Raw genomic sequence first — 20,123 nt, forward strand, 5'->3', positions numbered from 1 at the left:
TCCTCAGCGCAGCTTCGGGTCGAGGGCGTTGCGGACCGCTTCGCCGAGCATGATGAAGGCGAGAACGGTGATGCTGAGCATGATCGAGGGGTACAGCAGGATGTGCTGCGCCACTCGGATCTGCGCGGCACCCGCCGAGATGTCCACACCCCACGAAATGGTCGGGGACGCGAGGCCCAGACCGAGGTAGGACAGGGTCGCCTCGGCCGCGATGTAACCGCCGAGCGCGATCGTGGAGACCACGATCACGGGGGCCATCGCGTTCGGCAGGATGTGCTTGATCAGGATCCGGGTGGTACCGGCGCCCAATGCCTTCGCGGCGTGCACGTAGTCGGCCTGCTTCACGGTGATGACCGCGCCGCGCATGACGCGGTTGATCTGCGTCCAGCCGAGGAACGCCAGGGCGAAGACGACCGTCCACACCGTGCGCTGGGCGAAGGCCTGGAGGACGACCATCGCGCCGAGCAGGAACGGGATGCCGAAGAAGATGTCGGTGATGCGCGACATGATCGCGTCGGTCAGGCCGCCGAAGTAACCGGCGATCATGCCGGTGATGCCGCCGATCACGGTGACGATCGCCGTCACCGAGACGGCGACGATGATCGAGGCCCTGGTGCCGTAGACGAGGCGCGCGTAGACGCTGCGGCCCTGGCCGTCCCACCCGAGCCAGTCGGGCGAACCGACCTTGGAGAGCTCCGGCTTGCCGAGGAAGTGGTGCACCAGGTCGCCCTTGGTGGGGTCGACGCTGGTGAACAGGCTCGGGAACGCGGCGATCACCAGGAGGATGAAGATCAGCACCGAGGAGACGACGAAGTACGGGTTGCGACGCAGGTCGGCCCAGGCGTCGCCCCAGAGGCTGCGCGCCTTCTCGGTCTTCTCCGGGGCCACCGGGGCGCCGGGCGCCGAGGTGGTCTCGGCCGTCACGGTTTCGGTCTGGGTCAGGTCAGGCATACCGGATCCTCGGGTCCATGACCGCGTAGAGGAGGTCGACGAGAAGGCTGGCTATGAGGTAGACGACGACCAGGACGGTGACGACACCGACCACGGTGAGGCCCTCGCGGCGGACGATCGAGTCGTAGATCAGACCGCCGACGCCCTTGACGTTGAAGATGCCCTCGGTGACGACGGCGCCGCCCATGAGGGCGCCGATGTCGGTGCCCAGGAAGGTGACGACGGGGATCATCGAGTTGCGCATCAGGTGCACACCGATGACGCGGCGCTTGGGCAGACCCTTGGCGACGGCGGTGCGCACGTAGTCGGCGCGCAGGTTCTCGGCCATCGAGGTGCGGGTCAGGCGGGCCACGTAGGCCAGTGACAACGAACCCAGCACGATGGCCGGTGCGAGCAGCTCGCTCCAGGTCTCGTTGATGCTGACGTTCGGCGAGATCCAGCCGAGCTGGAACGCGAACACCGACTTCACGATGAAGCCGAGCACGAAGACCGGCATCGAGATGATCAGCAGGGTCAGGATCAGGATCAGGTTGTCGACCAGCTTGCCGGCCTTGAGGCCGGCGAGGATCCCGAGGGTCAGACCCAGCACGATCTCGATGGCGAACGCCAGGAAGGCCAGTCGGAGCGTGACCGGGAAGGCCTTGCCGATGACATCGGTGATCTCACGTCCGCTGCGGATCTGCTGCCCGAAGTCGAAGTGGAACAGGATGCCGGTGATGTAGTTGTAGTACTGCTCCCAGATCGGGAGGTCCAGTCCGTGCTGGTGCCGCAGAGCGGCCAGTGTGGCGGGGTCCGTTCCCTTGTCCCCGAAGAGTCCGGCCACGGGGTCACCGGGCAGGCTGTAAACCATCATGAAGATGAGCAGGGTCGTCCCGAAGAAGACCGGGATCATCTGGAGCAGTCGTCGTGCGACATAGCGCCCCATCATGCCTCCGTAGAAGATGCGGCAGGCGCAGCCGGACGGGCCCTTTCGCCACGCACGCGCGTGACGAATCGTCACTGCGTCGCGAAAGGGCCCCCCGGGCGCTGCATATAGGCCCGGATGTGGGCCGGCTCCCCGCCGGCCCACATCCGTTTCGAGCGGAATTACGCGGTAGGACTTACTTCTTGACCTCGACACCCTCGAGGATCGGGTCGCCGTCCTGGGCGTACGTCACGTTCTGGACCTTCTCGGAGAAGCCAGCGTTGACCTTGTAGTACCACATGGGGATCGACGGCATGTAGTTGACGAGGTCCTTCTCGACGGCCTGGTAGGCCTTCACGGACTCGTCCAGGGTCGCGGCGCTGTCGGCCGCGGCGATCTTCGCGTCCAGGTCCGGGTTGGAGAACCCGCCCTGGTTGCCACCGGCGCCCGTGCGGAACAGGTCGCTGATGAAGTTCGCGTTCACCGGGTAGTCGAGGACCCAGCCGGAGCGGTAGATCGACTTGACCTGCTTCGACTTGCGGGCCTGGAGGTCGGCCTGGAAGTCGGGCTTGGCGTCACCGACGCACTTGACGCCCGTGGCGTTGGTGATGCTGTTGCAGACAGCCTCGACCCACTCCTTGTGACCGCCGTCCGAGTTGAACTGGATGGAGATCTCGTTGTTCGGAACGCCACCACCCTCGGCGATGAGGGCCTTGGCCTTCGCCGGGTCGAACTTGGTGACGTCACCGGTCGCGTTCGGCGTGTAGCCGAGGACGCCCTTGGCGACCCAGCCCGTGGCCGGCTCGCGGGTGCCCTGGAGCACGGTCTTGGTGATGGTGTCGCGGTCGATCGCCATCGAGAGGCCCTGGATGACCTTCGGGTCAACCGGCTTCGGGGTCTTCCACTGGTCGGCGTAGAACGCGATGGCCAGGGTCTGGATGGCCGAGTACGCCTGGTCGACGGCACGGTCACCGAGGTCGGCGCGGTAGACCGGGAGGTCCTTCGGGCCGATCGAGCGCAGGACGTCGACGTTGCCCGACTTCAGGTCCTCGTAGGCGGTCTCGACGGTGGAGTAGTTCTTGAGGAGAACACCACCGTTCTTCGCCTTGTTCTCGCCCTTGTAGTCGTCGAAGCGCGTGAGCTCGATCTGCTTCTTGTGCTCCCACGACTTGAACTTGTACGGGCCGTTGCCGACCGGCTTCTCACCGGCGGCCGCGGGGTCCTTGTAGAAGGACTCGGGCAGCGGGGAGAAGACCTCGTAGCCGAGCTTGTACGCGAAGTACGGAACCGCGGTGGCGAGCTCGATGGTGAACGAGTTCTCGTCGACGACCTTCAGGCCCTCGAGCGCCTCGGCGGTGGGCTTGGCGCCCTCGGCCTCCGGGTGCAGCGCCTCGAAGCCCTTGATGTCGGCGAACCAGGACGCGTTGCCCTGCTTGTTGTTGATGTTCGCGGCCCAGTTCCACGCCTTGACGTAGGACTCGGCGGTCACCTTGGTGCCGTCGTGGAAGGTCCAGCCCGGCTTGAGCTTGACGGTCCAGAGCTTGCTGTCCTTGGACTCGACCGACTCGGCGTTGACCATCGTCAGCTTGCCGTCGGCGTCGTAGTCGACCAGCTGCGAGAACAGGCCGGACAGGACGATCGAGCCGTTGGACTCCATCGTGTCGGCCGGCTGGAGGAGCTTCTCCGGCTCGCCCACCTCGACGGAGTAGATGCCGTTCGGGTCGACCTCACCCTTGGCGGTCGCCTTGTCGTCACCGCCACCACAGGCAGTCGCTGCCAGGGCGACGACGATCGCGCCCGTTACCCACTTGGCGCTCTTGGCACCGCGCATGGGTTTCCTCCTCATGAGTCCACTGTCTGATGTGAAGGACACAGGTGTGTTTCGCCGACACCCCTGACGGCGATGAGTACCGGTGTCCCGAGTGTGCTCGTGAGTCGCCGCTCCCCACAGCGTGTGACCCATTGACCCGAGCTCAATGGAGCCATCCTCAGGGACTGCCAGACCGTAAACCACACTTAAGTGGTCTCGTTTTCACAACATCGCACTACGGCTAAAACCCGAAATCCGGACAAACGGATAGGAGACAGACACCTACGAAACGGACTGTTAGTTCTTCTTCCGGAGTGTCACGGTCGGTATCCGGACATCGGATGGAAACAATCCACTTGACAAAAGTGAACAGCCCCTCCCGTCACGATGATCGTGACGGGAGGGGCTGCCCGGAAAAGCTGCCGTCAGGCGGCACCCGGGTGTGACGTGGGTCCCACTCGACTAGTCCGTGACTACTTGCCGGACTTGGCGCGCGAGGCGGTGCGCGAGCGGTCCTTCTGGTCCAGGACGACCTTGCGGATGCGGACGGCCTCCGGGGTCACCTCGACGCACTCGTCGTCGCGGCAGAACTCCAGGGACTGCTCCAGGGAGAGCTTGCGCGGCGGCACCACGTTCTCGGTGTTGTCCGCGGAAGCCGCACGCATGTTGGTGAGCTTCTTCTCCTTGGTGATGTTCACGTCCATGTCGTCGGAGCGCGAGTTCTCGCCGACGATCATGCCCTCGTACACCTCGGTGCCGGGCTCGGTGAACAGGACGCCGCGCTCCTGCAGGTTGATCATCGCGAACGGCGTGACCGCACCGGCGCGGTCGGCGACCAGCGAACCGTTGTTACGGGTCACCAGCTGGCCGAACCACGGCTCGTGGCCCTCGTGGATCGAGTGGGCGATGCCCGTGCCGCGCGTACCGGTCAGGAACTCGGTACGGAAGCCGATGAGACCGCGCGACGGGACGACGAACTCCATGCGGACCCAGCCGGAGCCGTGGTTCGACATGTTGTCCATGCGGCCCTTGCGGACGCCCATGAGCTGCGTGACCGCGCCCATGTGCTCCTCGGGGACGTCGACCGTCATGCGCTCGACCGGCTCGTGCACCTTGCCGTCGATCTCCTGCGTGACGACCTGCGGCTTGCCGATGGTCAGCTCGAAGCCCTCGCGGCGCATCTGCTCGACCAGGATGGCGAGCGCGAGCTCACCACGGCCCTGGACCTCCCAGGCGTCCGGGCGCTCGGTGTCGAGCACGCGGAGCGAGACGTTACCGATCAGCTCGCGGTCCAGACGGTCCTTGACCTGGCGGGCGGTGACCTTGCGGTCCTTGACCGCGGACTTGGCGTCCGCGCCCTTGCCGCTGCCGCCGCGGCCGACCATCGGGGAGGTGTTCGTACCGATGGTCATGGAGATCGCCGGCTCGTCGACCGAGATCAGCGGGAGCGCGATCGGGTTCTCCGGGTCGGCCAGGGTCTCGCCGATCATGATCTCGGGGAAACCGGCGACCGCGCAGATGTCACCCGGGCCCGCCACCTCGGCCGGCTTGCGGGTGAGCGCCTCGGTCATCATCAGCTCGGTGATACGGACGTTGGAGATGCTGCCGTCACGCTTGATCCACGCGACGGTCTGGCCCTTGCGGAGCTCGCCCTGCTCGACGCGCACCAGCGCGATGCGGCCGAGGAAGTTGTCAGCGTCCAGGTTGGTGACGTGGGCCTGGAGGGGCGCCTCGTCGTCGTACACCGGGGCCGGCACGTGGGCCAGGATGGTGGAGAAGAAGGGCTCCAGGCTGTCGCTGTCCGCGGGGACGGTGCCGTCCTCCGGCTTGGTCAGCGAGGCGACGCCGTCACGGCCACAGGCGTAGACGATCGGGAACTCGATCTGCTCCTCGTCGGCGTCCAGGTCGAGGAAGAGGTCGTACGTCTCGTTGACGACCTCGTCGATCCGGGAGTCCGGACGGTCCGTCTTGTTGATGCAGAGGATGACCGGCATCTTCGCCTGCAGGGCCTTGCGCAGGACGAAGCGGGTCTGGGGCAGGGGACCCTCGGAGGCGTCCACCAGCAGGACGACGGCGTCGACCATCGACAGGCCGCGCTCGACCTCACCACCGAAGTCGGCGTGGCCGGGGGTGTCGATGATGTTGATCGTGATCGGGGCCGACCCGTCCTTCGGGTGGTACTTCACCGCCGTGTTCTTGGCGAGGATCGTGATGCCCTTCTCACGCTCCAGGTCGTTCGAGTCCATCATGCGGTCGTCGAGGTGCTGGTGGGCGGCGAAGGCACCGGCCTGCTTGAGCATGGCATCGACGATGGTCGTCTTGCCATGGTCGACGTGGGCGACGATGGCGACGTTACGGATGTCGTGGCGCGTGGGCACTTCGGCGCTTCTCCCGGGATCGTGGATGGCGACGCGTACGGTCCGGCACGCGAGCCTCGGCCGGGCGGAAAACCTGCCACGGCCTTACCCCATCCTACGTCGAATGACGGGAAGCGCCCGCCGGGGGGTCTGTCAAGGGGCTGGACGACTGAGCCGGGCCGGGGAACGGGTGGGGGGGTCCGGCCGTCGTCAGTGCCTGAATACACGCGGGTCAACGGGTATGCACGACCTTGCCCGCCGGGTACTCCGGCGGGCAAGAGACTTGAGTCACTTCTGAGGTTTTGACCGAAGACTCAACCTGGCGGGAACCCGGCGGTCACGACCTCTTCGTCACGACTTCTCCTTCCGCTCCGCCCGCCGCTTCGGGTTCCCGGCTACTTCTTCTTCTTGTCCTTGGCCGTCGGGGGCTTCTGCCAGCCGATGTCCTGGTAGCGCGGCGCCCCCAGGCCGAAGGCTCCGGCGTTGGCCAGGCTCGGCTTCACCGCCACCAGCTCGGGGCGCTGGTAGAGCGGGACGGAGCCGGCCGCGGCCCAGATCCGGGCGTCCGCCTTGCGCATCAGATCGCGGGCCTGCTCCTCGTCCAGCTCGCCGGCCGCCTGGTCGAAGAGCTGGTCGATGTGGTCGGTACCGACCCGCGTGTAGTTCTGCTCGACCAGGAGCGAGCCGTCGGCGGCCGGCTCCGGCTTCGCGAAGATCGGCCGGGCGTCCGTGGCCGGGTAGGCGGTCGCGGGCCAGGAGTACAGGGCCAGGTCGTACTGGCCCGAGGCGACGTGGTCCTTGAAGAAGCTCTCGTCGGCCACCTTGATCAGCTCCGTCCGCACGCCGACCTTCTGGAGCATCTGGGCGATCCGCTCGCCGACGGTGCGCAGGGCCTCCGAGCCGGGCCCGGCCGGCAGGACGAAGCGCAGGCTGAGCGCCTTGCCGTCCTTGGCGAGGGTGTTTCCGGAGGTGCGCACGGCCTGCTTGGCGGGGGCCGGGGCGACGCTGGCCCTGGCTCCCGGGTCGGCGGCCTCGGCGACGCTCTCGGCGTCCAGGGCCGGGCTGCGCTTGCCGTCGTCCACCCCGTCCGCCGTGGCCGCGGTGGCCGCCAGGGCGGCCTGGGCCGCCTGGGTGCGCAGCAGCTGCTCCTGGCCGGCCGCGAAGGGCCCGGGGGCGAGCACCGGAGAGGGCCGGGCTCCGTCGGCGTCGGTGTCGGCGATCTCCCCGTGGCGGGCGTACGGGCCTTCGGGCAGTCCGATGCCGGCCGGGTCCTCGGGGCCTTCGGGGCGGCCGTCGGGGTGGTCCGGGTGGTCGGCCTTCAGGGCCGCCCCGGCCCGGGCCGCGGGCTTGTCGTCGCCGTTGCTCTCGTCCTGGCCGACGATGTACAGCCCGTCGTTGCCGGTGCCGGGACCCTCCGGGGTCTTTCCGTCGTCGTGCTCCTTCGCGGCCTCGGCGCCCGCCTTCGCGCCGTTCGGCTCGGTGATCTTGCCGCCCCGGCGCCAGCCGGCGTCCGCGAGCAGGGCCTGCGCGGCCTGGGTGTCCTGACCGCCGAGGGCGTCGCTGTTGTCGGCGTACGCCTGCTGCCCGGCCAGCGCCAGGTGGCTGCCCACGGGCTTCGCGGGCAGGCCGAGCGGCTTGAGGACGATGTCGGCGAGGGCCTGGCGGTCCAGGGCGCGGGCCACGGCCCGGCGGACGCGCTCGTCGGCGAGGGGTCCGGTGGACCCGTTCATGGCGAGCTGGGTGTAGGCGGGCTCCAGCGATTTGCGGACCGTGAAGCCGCGCAGGGCGTTCTGCTCCTCCGCGAACCGCGCGACCGCCTCCGCGTGCTTCTTGCGGGTCTCCTGCTCGGCCGTGGCCTTGGCCTCGTCCGTGCCGTAGGCGAGCGCCCACGACAGGGTGGCCTGCGCGGCCGTCACGGAGGCGCCGGGCCCGTGGGCCCCGTCGGCCTGGGCGGCCTTGTCGGCCTTGTCGGCCTTGTCGGCCTCGCGGCCCGCCAGTGCGATCCGGTCGGCGCCCGCGCGGTCGATCTCCGCGAGGTCGAGCTTGCCGGCGGCCAGCGCGGCCGGGCGCTCGGCCCGGGGGACGGCCGTCAGGACCAGGGAGTCGAGCTTGGCGGGGGCGCCCCACCAGCGCGGGTTGCGGGTCAGGGCGGCGGTGCCGGTCTTCTTGTCGATGGCGCCGAGCCCGAAGGGGCCCGCCGTGACCTTGAGGGTGCCCCGGGCACCTTCGTTGAAGGCTTCCGGGGTCCCGGTGACCTGCTTGGGGTAGAGCGGGGAGAAGAGGGAGCGCCAGTCGGCGTACGGCCTGACGAACGTGACCTTGACCTCGAGGTCCGTCTTGCCGCGCTCGATCTTCTCGATCCGGTCGTAGCCGGCGTTGCGCGCGGTCCAGTAGGCCGAGTCCTTGCCGTTCAGAGCCCGCCACTGGGCGACGAAGTCGGCGGCGCCGATCTCCCGGCCGTCGCTCCACACCGCCTGCTGGTTGAGCTTGTACAGGACGACCTGCTTGGGCTCCCGCTCGACGACCTCGGCCTTCTCCAAGTAGTCGGGATTGGCCACCGGGCGCCCCTTGCCGTTCAGCACGAACAGCTGGGGCAGCACCGCCCCGGCGATCCGGTTGGTGGTGACGTCCGCGTCGGCCTGGAAGGTGTTGAGGGTGCCGGGCAGGGCGTCCACGGCCCAGCGCAGCACCCCGCCGTCGGCGACCTTGTCGCGGGTCGCCGCCGCGATGTCCGGCCCGGCCGCGGCCGGCCCGCCCTCGTCTTCACCCGCGCCGCATCCCGTGAGCAGCGGCAGTGCAAGAACTCCCGAGGTCAGGAGCGCCAAGGACCTGCGCCTTCTCTGGGACATGGGTGGTACCTCCGGGGCGGGGCGTGGGCGGAGCGGGGCGTGAGAAGGGGGCCTTGATCACGTTCGGCGGTATATGGAGCTGATCACACTGGGTGCCGAAACCCACTGAAATCGACACCTCGCCGGACCCGCCGCAGCGGGCCTTCGCCACGCCGTCAACCCCACCCGTGCGGACCAATCCGGCGGGTTCCCGAGGAGGCGTTCCCCCGTAAGAGGGACGAAAATGGAGACGGGGAGGGCGCACGGATCGCGCCTGCGCGCCCGCAATCGCTGCACGTCCCTTCACAACCGGGGACGGAAGGCGCGACACTCGCAGGCGCACATGAGCGTTGCCACCGCACCTGCGGAAGTGAGGGCAAGTCATGTCCCTGCAAGATGATTTGACAGCCGTACGGCGCAACCTGAACGAGCTGGTCCGCTCCGTGGAGCGACTCGAACAGGACGTCGCCCGGAAAGCACCGGACACCCCCGGGCCCGCGAGCCGGGGCCCGATGGTCAGCGTCCCGGACACCCCGTACGACAGCGCGCTGTGGACGGATTCCGACGACGAGGGACTCGGCGCCCGCGACCGCCGCGCGCCCTGACCCGTGCCCGAAGCACACCCCACCAGACCCGGCCACCCCAGTGACGGCGGCCGGGTCTCCTGGGCCACCCCTCATCACTCCACCCGGAGTCCCTCTTGGCCACAGGCAGCACCTCGACCCCTCCCCTCGGCCCACCCGACCAGCGGCCCAGCGGCGTCCACGGCGCCTCGCGGGCCGCGATCGCGGCCCGGCACCTGCGGACCGACCGGTGGTGGCTCGCCCCCGCCGGCACCGCGGCCGGACTGCTCGCCTTCATCGTCTACTCGACCTGGCGGGCCTTCGCCGGCGCCGACTACTACGCGGCCCCGTACGTCTCCCCCTTCTACTCCCCGTGCCTCGCGGAGAACTGCCAGGAGATGCGCGGCGGACCCAACCTCGACCTCTTCGGCAGCTGGTGGGGCCTGTCCCCCGCGCTGCTCATCCTGGTCTTCCCGCTCGGTTTCCGGCTGACCTGCTACTACTACCGCAAGGCCTACTACCGGGGCTTCTGGGCCTCGCCGCCCGCCTGCGCCGTCGCCGAGCCGCACGCCTCGTACAGCGGTGAGACCCGCTTCCCGCTGATCCTCCAGAACATGCACCGCTACTTCTTCTACGCGGCGGTGCCGGTCGCCGGCATCCTCACCTACGACACCGTGCTGACCTTCCGCGACGACCGGTACGCCTGGGGCCACATGGGCCTCGGGACGCTGCTGTTCCTGGTCAACATCGCGCTGATCTGGGCCTACACCCTGTCCTGCCACTCCTGCCGGCACATCATGGGCGGCCGCCTCAAGCACTTCTCCAAGCACCCGGTGCGCTACCGCCTGTGGGGCTGGGTCAGCAGGCTCAACACCCGCCACATGCAGCTGGCGTGGGCCTCCCTGATCAGCGTCGCCTCGTGCGATTTCTACGTGTACCTGCTGGCCAGCGGCGCTTTCGACGACCCGAGGATCTTCTGAGATGGCTCAAGTGGAACGGCAGCAGTGGGACGTGGTCGTGGTCGGCGCGGGCGGCGCCGGGCTGCGGGCCGCGATCGAGGCCCGGGAGCGCGGCGCCCGGACGGCCGTGATCTGCAAGTCCCTCTTCGGCAAGGCCCACACCGTGATGGCGGAGGGCGGGATCGCCGCCTCCATGGGCAACGTCAACGAGGGCGACAACTGGCAGGTGCACTTCCGCGACACCCTGCGCGGCGGCAAGTTCCTCAACCAGTGGCGGATGGCCGAGCTGCACGCCAAGGAGGCCCCGGACCGGGTCTGGGAACTGGAGACCTGGGGCGCGCTCTTCGACCGGACGCCCGACGGGAAGATCTCGCAGCGCAACTTCGGCGGGCACGAGTACCCGCGCCTCGCGCACGTCGGCGACCGGACCGGCCTGGAGCTGATCCGCACCCTCCAGCAGAAGATCGTCCAGCTCCAGCAGCAGGACTTCGAGGAGTCCGGGGACCACGAGGCCCGGCTCAAGGTGTTCCAGGAGTGCACGGTCACCCGGATTTTGAAGGATCACAGCCCCAAGGACGGGGACCGGGTCGCCGGCACCTTCTGCTACGAGCGCGAGACCGGACGCTTCTTCGTCCTGGAGGCCCCGGCGGTCGTGCTGTCCACGGGCGGCATCGGCAAGTCCTTCAAGACCACCTCGAACTCCTGGGAGTACACGGGCGACGGTCACGCGCTGGCGCTGCTCGCGGGGGCGCCGCTGCTGAACATGGAGTTCGTGCAGTTCCACCCGACCGGCATGGTCTGGCCGCCGTCCGTGAAGGGCATCCTCGTCACCGAGTCGGTGCGCGGCGACGGCGGGGTGCTGCGCAACAGCGAGGGCAAGCGGTTCATGTTCGACTACGTCCCGGACGTCTTCAAGGAGAAGTACGCGGAGTCCGAGGAGGAGGGCGACCGCTGGTACGAGGACCCCGACCACAACCGGCGCCCGCCCGAGCTGCTCCCCCGCGACGAGGTGGCCCGCGCCATCAACTCCGAGGTCAAGGCCGGACGCGGGACCCCGCACGGCGGGGTGTTCCTGGACGTGTCCACCCGCATGCCGGCCGAGCGGATCAGGCGCCGGCTCCCGTCGATGTACCACCAGTTCAAGGAGCTGGCGGACGTGGACATCACCGCCGAGCCGATGGAGGTCGGCCCGACCTGCCACTACGTGATGGGCGGCATCGCGGTCGACTCCGACACCGCCGCCACGGTCGGCGTGCCCGGCCTCTTCGCGGCCGGCGAGGTCGCGGGCGGGATGCACGGTTCGAACCGGCTCGGCGGGAACTCCCTCTCCGACCTGCTCGTCTTCGGCCGCCGGGCCGGGCTGCACGCCGCGGAGCACGCGGCCGCCGCGGCGGGCCGGCTGCCGGTGGTGGACCAGGCCCGGGTGGACGAGGCGGCCACGGAGGCGCTGGCCCCGTTCCACGCCGCCGAGGGCGCGGAGAACCCGTACACCCTGCACCAGGAGCTCCAGACGACCATGAACGACCTCGTCGGCATCATCCGCCGCGAGGGCGAGATGGCCGAAGCCCTGGAAAGGCTCCGGTCCCTGCGGGAACGGGCCTCGCGCGCCGGGGTCGAGGGGCACCGGCAGTTCAATCCGGGCTGGCACCTGGCGCTCGACCTGCGGAACATGCTGCTGGTCAGCGAATGCGTGGCCCGCGCGGCCCTGGAGCGCACCGAGAGCCGGGGCGGGCACACCCGTGAGGACTGCCCGGCGATGGAGCGGTCCTGGCGGCCGGTGAACCTGCTGTGCCGGCCGGTCGACCCCGCCCCGTCCGATCCGGCGGCGGACCGGATCGAGCTGACCCGGGTGCGCACCGACCCCATCCGACCCGACCTGCTCGCGCTCTTCGAGAAGGAAGAGCTGGTCAAGTACCTCGCCGAAGAGGAGCTCTACGAGTGACTACCTACGATGCCGCGTTCCGGATCTGGCGGGGCGACGCGGAGGGCGGCGAGCTGCGCGACTTCACCGTGGAGGTGCACGACGGGGAGGTGGTGCTGGACATCGTCCACCGGCTCCAGGCCACCCAGGCCTCGGACCTCGCGGTGCGCTGGAACTGCAAGGCGGGCAAGTGCGGTTCGTGCAGCGCGGAGATCAACGGCCGGCCGCGGCTGCTGTGCATGACGCGCATGTCGACCTTCTCCCGCGAGGAGACGATCACCGTGACCCCGCTGCGGGCCTTCCCGGTGGTCCGCGACCTGGTGACGGACGTGTCCTTCAACTACCTGAAGGCGCGCGAGATCCCGGCCTTCGTGCCCCCGGCCGGGGTCGCGCCGGGCGAGTACCGGATGCAGCAGGTCGACGTGGAGCGCTCGCAGGAGTTCCGCAAGTGCATCGAGTGCTTCCTGTGCCAGGACACCTGCCACGTGGTGCGTGACCACGAGGAGAACAAGGCCGCCTTCGCCGGACCCCGCTTCCTGATGCGGGTGGCGGAACTGGACATGCACCCCCTGGACGCGGCGGGCGAGGCGGGACTGGACCGCAAGAGCACGGCCCAGGAGGAACACGGTCTCGGCCTCTGCAACATCACCAAGTGCTGTACGGAGGTCTGCCCGGAAGGCATCAAGATCACCGACAACGCGCTGATCCCGCTGAAGGAGCGGGCCGTGGACCGCAAGTACGACCCCCTGGTGTGGCTGGGGAACAAGATCGGGCGCCGTCCCAGCCGGTAACAGCCTCCGATCAACCCCCGGTTGTTCACTTGGCAGTACAGAATGCCCCCTGTAGCAACGTCGTTGACGTGATGTCAGGGGGCATTCTCGGTGCGGGTGGGGGATCAGCTGGCGGGCCGGTACCGCCTCGACCGGCGGCTCGGTCAGGGCGGCATGGGCGAGGTGTGGCGGGCGCACGACACGGCGCTCGATCGCGCCGTGGCGGTGAAGGTGCTGCTGGAAGCGGCCACGAACGACGAGGTGGTCGCCCGCTTCCGGCGCGAGGCCACCATCGGTGCGCGGCTCCAGCACCCCGGGATCACCGTGGTGCACGACGTGGGCCAGGAGGACGGCCGGCTCTTCATCGTGATGGAGCTGCTCGCGGGCGAGGACCTGCGCAGCGCCCTGGCCCGGGTGCCGGGCGGGCTGCCGGTGGAGGCCGCGCTGGAACTGGCCGCGCAGACCGCGGAGGCGCTGGCCGCCGCGCACGAGCGGTCGGTGATCCACCGGGACTTGAAGCCCGCCAACCTCTTCCTGCTGCCCGGGGGCCGGCTGAAGATCTGCGACTTCGGCATCGCGCACTCCTCGGACGCCACCGCGGGCTGGACGGTGACCGGCCGGATCTTCGGCAGCCCGCCGTACATGGCCCCCGAACAGTGGCGGGGCGAGCGGGTGGACGCCCGGTGCGATCTGTACGCGCTGGGGTGCGTGCTGTACGCCCTGCTGAGCGGGGACCCGCCCTTCGGGGAGGCCGACGGCCCCTACGTCCTGATGCGCCGCCACATCGAGGACCCCCCGCGCCCGCTGCGCGGGTCGGCTTCCCCCGTGGCTCCGGAGCTGGACCGTCTGGTGCTCCACCTGCTGGCGAAGGCCGCGGCGGACCGCCCGGAGTCGGCGGTGGCGGTGGCGGTGGCCCTGCGGGGGCTGCAGCGCGGATCGGCCGACCGGGAGCGGCCGGGCCCGGAGGGCCCCGAGGCCGGCCCCTTGGGCGAGGACCGGGCCGCAGCCCCCGGCGGGGCCGGCGCGCGAGGCCTGGCCGAGGTGGGGGTCGCGGACGGGGTCGAGGTCGGGGACGGGGTCGGGGACGGGGTCGGTGCCGGTGCCAGTGCCGGTGCCAGTGCCGGTGCCGGTGCGGGTGCCGGTGCCAGTGCCGGTGCCAGTGCCGGTGCCGGTGCGGGTGCCGGTGCCGGTGCGGGTGCCGGTGCCGGTGCGGGTGCCGGTGCCGGTGCGGGTGCCGGTGCGGGTGCGGGTGCGGGTGCCGGTGCCGGTGCGGAGCATCCTGCCGGGACCGAGGCCGACGCCCTCCCCGGGGCCGGGGTGGGCGCCGCCCGCAGAGTCGGGGCCGGGGCCGTCGCCGGGGCTGGGGAGCGAGCCGAGCCCGGCATCGGGACCGGGAGTCAGGCGGAGGGCCCGACCGAGGCTGACACCGGGACCGGGGGCGGAGGCAGGGCCCAGGACGGGCGGGGCGCCGATCCCCGAACCCGCGACGGGGCCACGGTCGATCCCCGGATCGCCACCGGGTCCGGGCCCCGGACCGCGGAACGGACCGGGGCCACGGACCGGGACCGGGACCGGAACGGAACCGACGAGCCGGATCGGGATGGGTACCGGAATGGGGACGCCGAGGCGGCTGGGAACGGAGCCGTCGCCCACGACGGGGGCTGGTACCGGGATCGGGACCAGGCCGCTGCGCGGGTCGCGGACCACGACCGGGCAGCGGCCGGGACGCCGGAGCGGGAGCGGGACGGAGCCGGCGAGGCGGATCGGGACTGGGACCGGGAGAAGGGCTCGGGCGGGGCCGGGGAGTTTGCGCGGGGGGTGCTCGGCGAGGTCGAGGACGCGTTGCGGGAGGTGCCGGCGGGCGATGAGGCGCGGGTCGAGGTGCTGGCGGTCGCCGCCGACGCGGCTGCGCGCTTCGACGCGGAGCTCGCGCGCCGGCTGCTGGCCGACGCCGAGGTCGCGGCGTGGATCGGCGGCGGGGGCGACGGGGCGCGGGTGGCCCGGCTGCTGACGGGCCTGGCCGGAGCCACGGCGGCGCACGCCCCCGCGCGGGCGCGCCGCCTGCTGACCGACGCGCAACAGGCGCTGTTCACCGTGTTCGGCTCGCGCCGCGAGGGCCCGCTGTGTGCGGTCGCGGAGGAGCTGGCCCGGCTCGCCCCCGAGCAGGCTGCGCAGATAGCCGAGTACCACTTCGCGGGCACTCCGGCCGAGAAGCGGCTCCGCGTGCGCATCGACACCGCCGCAACGGCCGCCCGCCCGAGCGAGGCCGAGCACCGGCTGTCCCGGATCCAGGACCCGGGGCAGCGCGCCGCCACCACCTACGACCTGGTACTGGCCCTCGCCCCGCGCGACCTGGACGTCGCCCTGCGCCTGAGCGAGCGGATCGGCTCCGCCGGGGGCCGGCTGCTGGCGCTGTGCCAGGTGGCGAGCGACCGCGCCGAGGCCGGGGACCCGGCGGGCGGGACCCGGGCACTGGACCATGCCGAGGAGGAGCTGCCCCGGTTCCTGGAGGAGCGGGCGGCCTGGCTGCGCGAGGAAGCCGCGCACCACGCCGAGCAGGGCCGGCTCGTACAGGCCGAGCGGCTGCGCACCCAGGCGGCCGCCCTGCTGCGCCGCCATCCGGAGGAGGCCGGCGACGAGAAGGCCGGCCACGCCCTGTCCGCGCTGGCCGGGGCCCGGGCCCGGGTCGAGCAGTCGGCTCGGCCGCCGCTGGACCCGGCGGTGGCACGGGAACGCGCGGACCTGGCCCGCGACCTGCCGGATCCGGTACAGCGGGCCCGCGCGTTGGCCGGTATCGCGCGGGAGTGCGTGGCGACGGGCCGGACGCCGTGGCTGACGGAGGCATCCGCCGACGCGGGGAGTGCCCCGACGCACCGCACGACGGCTCTGGGCGGCCCGGACTCGGGGCCCGCGGTGGCTCCCGGGGCGCATGTCCGCCTCATCGGCGCGCAACCCACGGCGCGACCGTCGCCCCCGCGCGCGGACCCCGGGACCCGCGCCTGGCACACGGGCGTGAAGCCGGACGCCTTGTACGCGGCCGGTACCCACGTGGTGTGGCGGTCGGGGACCGAGGTGGGCTACGTACAGGCCGACGCGGGCACGACGCGCTGGACGGCCCACGCCGACGAGGGCACGAACGCTGCGCCACTGCCCGGATCCGGGCGGTTGCTGGTGTCCTGCCTGGCGGACGCCACCACGGTGTACGTCCAGGTACGGCGGGACCTCGAACCGGGGGCACGGCTGGTGGCGCGGGAGCCGCACGACGGGCGGGTGCGGTGGTGGCGGGACCTGCCGTCGTGGCGGCCGCTGCGGACCGCGGGGCCGGTGCTGGTGCACGGGGCGCCGGGGGACCTGACCGCGCTGTGGGCGCCGACGGGCGAGATCCTGTGGCGGCGCGCCCTGCGTGACACCACCCGGTTGCCGGCCTTGGCGGGCGACCGTCTGGTCCTCGCGGACGACCGGGAGCTCCAGGGGCTGGACCTGTCCACCGGACGGCAGGTGTGGTCACAGCGGCGGAGCTGGCCCGCCGAGGGCGTGGTCAAGGGGCAGCCCGTCCACCTCCTGGACGGGACCTGGCTCGTCGCGCTGGACCGCGACTCGGGCCGGGAGATGTGGAGGTACGGGCTGGGCGCTCCGGCAGAGCGGCTGCTGATCGAGGGCGACACGGTGTTCGCGGCGGCGTACCGCCCGGAACAGGGCGTGGACCTGGTGGTCGCACTCGACGCGCGGACCGGGGCGCTGCGGTGGCTGAGGTCACTGACCCGGCGCGGGGGCCCTGCGTGCGCGCTCGAACTGCTGGGCCTGCGACCGGGCGGGCTCTACGTGAAGGCCTCCGGCGGTGGCCGCCGCTGGAGGCTGCTCGGGCCGGACGACCCGTTCATCGCCGTCCTGGACCCGGCAACGGGCAAGCGCCGTCGCCTGTGGGAGGACCTCACCCTCACCCTCGCCCTCGACGACGTCCTCCTGGTCGCCGGCCACCTCGTCCTGTCCCGCCCCAGCCTCTCGGCCTGGCCCCTGCCCTGACCGGCCCCACGGGCCGCTCAGAGCAGGGACGGGCGGGGCAACCTCCGGGTGCGGAGCAGCTCATTCGCCCATAATCTCCCCAATGTGACTCCGCCGAGAAGCAGGACGAAGAGACGCGCCCCCGCCGGGATACCCGTCCGGACCTGCCTCGCCCTCGCCGCCGCGCTGCTCGCGCTCACCGGCTGGGCGGCGGCCGGCGCGCCCGCCGCCCGCGCCGACGATCCCGTCACCCTGTCGCAGCAGGGGCAGATCACCGACCGGGTGAACGCCCTGGGCGACCGCGAGCCCGCCGTCACCGCCGCGCTGGACAAGCTGTACGCCGACCGGAAGATCCAGCTGTTCGTCACCTACGTCCGCGACTTCTCCGGCCGCTCCGCGCAGAGCTGGGCCGACGCCACCGCCCAGAAGAACGGCCTGGGCCAGAACGACCTGCTGCTGGCCATCGCCACCGGCGCCCGCCAGTACGCCTATTCGGCCGACGCCGAGTCCGGTTTCACCAAGGAGCAGCTCGCGGAGGTCGCGCGGACCGCCATCGAGCCCGCCCTGCGGCAGAACGACTGGGCGGGCGCCGCGATCGGCGCCGCGAACGGCTATGACGCGGTCCTGGGCGGGCAGCCCGTCCCGGCGCCCGTCGTCGTCCCCGGCGAGGCCGACCCCGGCGGCGCCGCGGCGAGCGGCGAGAACGGCGCCGGGGACTTCGTCCTCCCGGTGGTGGCGGTCGGCGCGGCCGGCGCCCTGGGCGCGTACGCGTACACCCGCCGCAAGCGCCGGTCGGCCGGAGCCGGAGCCGGCACCTCCGGGGGCCCGAAGACCACCGGCTGGTCCGGCCAGGACACGGCGCCCGCCCCGCTGCCGCTCCCCGATCTGGACGTCCGGGCCAAGGCCATGCTGGTGGGGACCGATGACGCGATCCGCACCAGCACCGAGGAACTCGGCTTCGCCACCGCCGAGTTCGGCGAGGAGGCGGTGGCGGCGTTCACGGCGGCCGTGGACTTCGGCACGAGCGAGCTGACGGCCGCGTTCCGGCTGCGCCAGCAGCTCGACGACGCCTACCCGGAGGACGACGCCACCCGCCGCCGGATGCTGGACGAGATCGTGGCCCGCTGCACGGAGGCGAACCGGCGGCTCGACGCCCAGGCGGACGACTTCGACCGGCTGCGGGACCTGGAGAAGAACGCCCCGCAGGCCCTGGCCGCCGTGGAGGCCCGGTTCCGCGCGCTGACGGGCCGTACGACGACGGCGGAGGCCACCCTCACGGCCCTCGGCCGGCAGTACGCGGACTCCGCGTCCGCGCCCGTGGCCACCCACCCCGAACAGGCCAAGGACCGATTGCTGTTCGCGACGAGCAGCCTCGGCGAGGCCCGCGCCGCGATCGGCTCCGGGGACAACGGCAAGGCCGCCGTGCACGTCCGGGCCGCCGAGGGCGCCGTGGACCAGGCGGCGACCCTGGTCGACGCGGTGGAGCGGCGGGCACAGGAGCTGGCGGAGGCCGCCGGGAAACTGTCCGTCGCGCTGAACGAGACGGACACGGACCTCGCCGACGCGCGCGGGCTGCTGACCGGTACCACCGAGGGCACCTCGACCGCGGACCTGCGCGGCCGGATCGGCCGGGCGGAAGCCGTACTGGCCGACGTCCGCCAGGAGCAGAGCGCCGGCCGGTACGACCCGATGGACGCCCTGCGCCGGGTGGAGGAGGCGGACGCGGCCCTCGACGAGGCGCTGGCGGGGGCCCGCGAGCGCGAGTCGGGCCGTCAGCGGTCGGCGGCCCTGCTCGACCAGGCCCTGCTCACGGCCCGCAGCGCGGTCGGCGCGGCGGCGGACTACGTCACCACCAGCAGGGGCGCGGTCGGCAGCCAGGCCCGTACGCGGCTGGCGGAGGCGCAGCGCCACCTCGAGCGGTCCACGGCCCTCGCGTCCTCGGACCCGCCCGGCGCGCTGGCGGAGGCGCAGCGGGCCGAGTCGCTCGCGCGGCAGGCGCAACAGCTGGCCGAGCAGGACGTGGAGGCGTACCAGAACCCGTACGGCAGCGGCGGCCGGCGTCAGGGCGGCGGCATGAGCGGCGCGGTGCTCGGCGGGATCATCCTCGGCGGGATCCTCGACGGCGGCCGCCGCGGCGGTGGGTTCGGCGGCGGGGGCGGCGGTTTCGGCGGGGGCTTCGGCGGCGGTGGAGGCGGGAGCGGCCCCGGCTCCTTCGGCGGCGGCGGGACCCGCGGCCGCATGGGCGGCGGTGGCCGCTTCTGACGGACCGTCCCTCCCCCTTCCCCTTCCCCACGGAGGCATCGACATGAGCAAGCAGACCATCCTCGGCCGGGTCACCCAGCTCGCCAAGGCCAACATCAACTCCCTGCTGGACCAGGCCGAGGACCCGCAGAAGATGCTGGACCAGCTGATCCGCGACTACACGAACAACATCTCGGAGGCGGAGCAGGCCGTCGCCACCACCATCGGCAATCTGCGGATGCTGGAGGCGGACCACAAGGAGGACGTGGACGCGGCCGCCGAGTGGGGCGGCAAGGCCCTCGCGGCGAGCAGGAAGGCGGACGAGTTGCGGGCGTCGGGTGCGGCCGCGGACGCGGACACGTTCGACCGCCTCGCCAAGGTGGCCCTCGGCCGCCAGATGCAGTCGGAGAAGGAGGCGACGACGGCCGAGCCGACGATCACCGCCCAGACCGACGTCGTGGACAAGCTGAAGTCGGGCCTGGAGTCGATGAAGGACAAGCTGACCGAGCTGACGTCCAAGCGGGACGAGCTGGTGGCGCGCGCCAGGACCGCGCAGGCGCAGAACACGATGATGGACGCGGTCAAGAACATCGACCTGATGGACCCCACCAGCGATCTGAACCGCTTCGAGGACAAGGTCCGGCGCCAGGAGGCCATGGCGCTGGGCAAGCAGGAGCTGGCCGCGTCCTCGCTGGACGCGCAGTTCGAATCCCTGGAGGACCTCGGCAAGGCCTCGGAGATCGAGGCCCGCCTCGCCGCGCTGAAGGCCGGCCGGGCGGCCTGAGCCCCGGCCCCGCCCGGGCCCCGCCTGCCCGGG

General features: G+C 71.5%; 12 protein-coding genes. 7 read left to right on the forward strand and 5 right to left on the reverse strand.

All coding sequences use genetic code 11. The features are described 5' to 3' along the window. Positions 1-3: 3 nt before the first annotated feature. The 5 genes from ACWF9Z_RS04290 to ACWF9Z_RS04310 form a co-directional block, all read right to left on the reverse strand. Positions 4-951: an ABC transporter permease gene (locus ACWF9Z_RS04290; protein ID WP_453597301.1), complete on the reverse strand. Its 948-nt coding sequence runs from the start codon at positions 949-951 to the stop codon at positions 4-6. Continuing rightward, on the reverse strand, positions 944-1,876 hold the full coding sequence (locus ACWF9Z_RS04295) for an ABC transporter permease (RefSeq protein WP_453597821.1): 933 nt from the start codon (positions 1,874-1,876) through the stop codon (positions 944-946). Before ACWF9Z_RS04295 ends, ACWF9Z_RS04290 begins: the two co-directional genes overlap by 8 nt. Positions 1,877-2,051: 175 nt before the next feature. Next, positions 2,052-3,686, reverse strand: coding sequence for a peptide ABC transporter substrate-binding protein (locus tag ACWF9Z_RS04300; protein WP_453597303.1), 1,635 nt, complete (start codon positions 3,684-3,686; stop codon positions 2,052-2,054). A gap of 452 nt (positions 3,687-4,138) precedes the next feature. Further along, complete coding sequence (typA, locus tag ACWF9Z_RS04305) at positions 4,139-6,043, reverse strand: translational GTPase TypA (RefSeq protein ID WP_453597305.1); 1,905 nt, start codon at positions 6,041-6,043, stop codon at positions 4,139-4,141. A gap of 374 nt (positions 6,044-6,417) precedes the next feature. Further along, positions 6,418-8,871, reverse strand: coding sequence for an ABC transporter family substrate-binding protein (locus ACWF9Z_RS04310; protein WP_453597307.1), 2,454 nt, complete (start codon positions 8,869-8,871; stop codon positions 6,418-6,420). 362 nt (positions 8,872-9,233) lie between these two features. Between ACWF9Z_RS04310 and ACWF9Z_RS04315 the strand changes: the two genes are divergently transcribed. The 7 genes from ACWF9Z_RS04315 to ACWF9Z_RS04345 all read left to right on the forward strand — a co-directional run bounded on the left by ACWF9Z_RS04315 (position 9,234) and on the right by ACWF9Z_RS04345 (position 20,090). Beyond that, entirely contained in the window at positions 9,234-9,455 is a 222-nt protein-coding gene (locus ACWF9Z_RS04315; RefSeq protein ID WP_453597309.1) for a hypothetical protein, read from the forward strand. Positions 9,456-9,550: 95 nt separating this feature from the next. After that, positions 9,551-10,393 (forward strand): hypothetical protein, encoded by an 843-nt coding sequence (locus tag ACWF9Z_RS04320; protein ID WP_453597311.1) that lies wholly within the window; start codon positions 9,551-9,553, stop codon positions 10,391-10,393. A gap of 1 nt (position 10,394) precedes the next feature. Beyond that, positions 10,395-12,314, forward strand: a complete 1,920-nt coding sequence (locus tag ACWF9Z_RS04325; protein WP_453597313.1) for a fumarate reductase/succinate dehydrogenase flavoprotein subunit — start codon at positions 10,395-10,397, stop codon at positions 12,312-12,314. Next, positions 12,311-13,084: a succinate dehydrogenase/fumarate reductase iron-sulfur subunit gene (locus tag ACWF9Z_RS04330; RefSeq protein ID WP_453597315.1), complete on the forward strand. Its 774-nt coding sequence runs from the start codon at positions 12,311-12,313 to the stop codon at positions 13,082-13,084. The genes ACWF9Z_RS04325 and ACWF9Z_RS04330 overlap by 4 nt, the downstream gene beginning before the upstream one ends. A gap of 96 nt (positions 13,085-13,180) precedes the next feature. After that, a complete protein-coding gene (locus ACWF9Z_RS04335) occupies positions 13,181-17,086 on the forward strand; it encodes a protein kinase domain-containing protein (RefSeq protein ID WP_453597317.1) in 3,906 nt (1,301 codons plus the stop codon). A gap of 129 nt (positions 17,087-17,215) precedes the next feature. Next, a complete protein-coding gene (locus ACWF9Z_RS04340; RefSeq protein WP_453597823.1) occupies positions 17,216-19,327 on the forward strand; it encodes a TPM domain-containing protein in 2,112 nt (703 codons plus the stop codon). Positions 19,328-19,370: 43 nt separating this feature from the next. After that, positions 19,371-20,090 carry a PspA/IM30 family protein gene (locus tag ACWF9Z_RS04345; protein WP_453597319.1) on the forward strand — a complete coding sequence of 240 codons (720 nt, stop codon included), beginning with the start codon at positions 19,371-19,373 and terminating at the stop codon, positions 20,088-20,090. The last annotated feature ends 33 nt before the right edge of the window (positions 20,091-20,123 follow it).

The sequence above is a fragment of the Streptomyces sp. NPDC054961 genome, assembly GCF_053609145.1.

What these genes read in the sequence shown, in the direction of transcription:
- ACWF9Z_RS04310 (WP_453597307.1), bottom strand. Translation starts at nt 8,871, where the DNA reads ATGTCCCAGAGAAGGCGCAGGTCCTTGGCGCTCCTGACCTCGGGAGTT.
- ACWF9Z_RS04315 (WP_453597309.1), top strand. Translation starts at nt 9,234, where the DNA reads ATGTCCCTGCAAGATGATTTGACAGCCGTACGGCGCAACCTGAACGAG.
- ACWF9Z_RS04325 (WP_453597313.1), top strand. Translation starts at nt 10,395, where the DNA reads ATGGCTCAAGTGGAACGGCAGCAGTGGGACGTGGTCGTGGTCGGCGCG.
- ACWF9Z_RS04290 (WP_453597301.1), bottom strand. Translation starts at nt 951, where the DNA reads ATGCCTGACCTGACCCAGACCGAAACCGTGACGGCCGAGACCACCTCG.
- ACWF9Z_RS04300 (WP_453597303.1), bottom strand. Translation starts at nt 3,686, where the DNA reads ATGCGCGGTGCCAAGAGCGCCAAGTGGGTAACGGGCGCGATCGTCGTC.
- ACWF9Z_RS04345 (WP_453597319.1), top strand. Translation starts at nt 19,371, where the DNA reads ATGAGCAAGCAGACCATCCTCGGCCGGGTCACCCAGCTCGCCAAGGCC.
- ACWF9Z_RS04295 (WP_453597821.1), bottom strand. Translation starts at nt 1,876, where the DNA reads ATGGGGCGCTATGTCGCACGACGACTGCTCCAGATGATCCCGGTCTTC.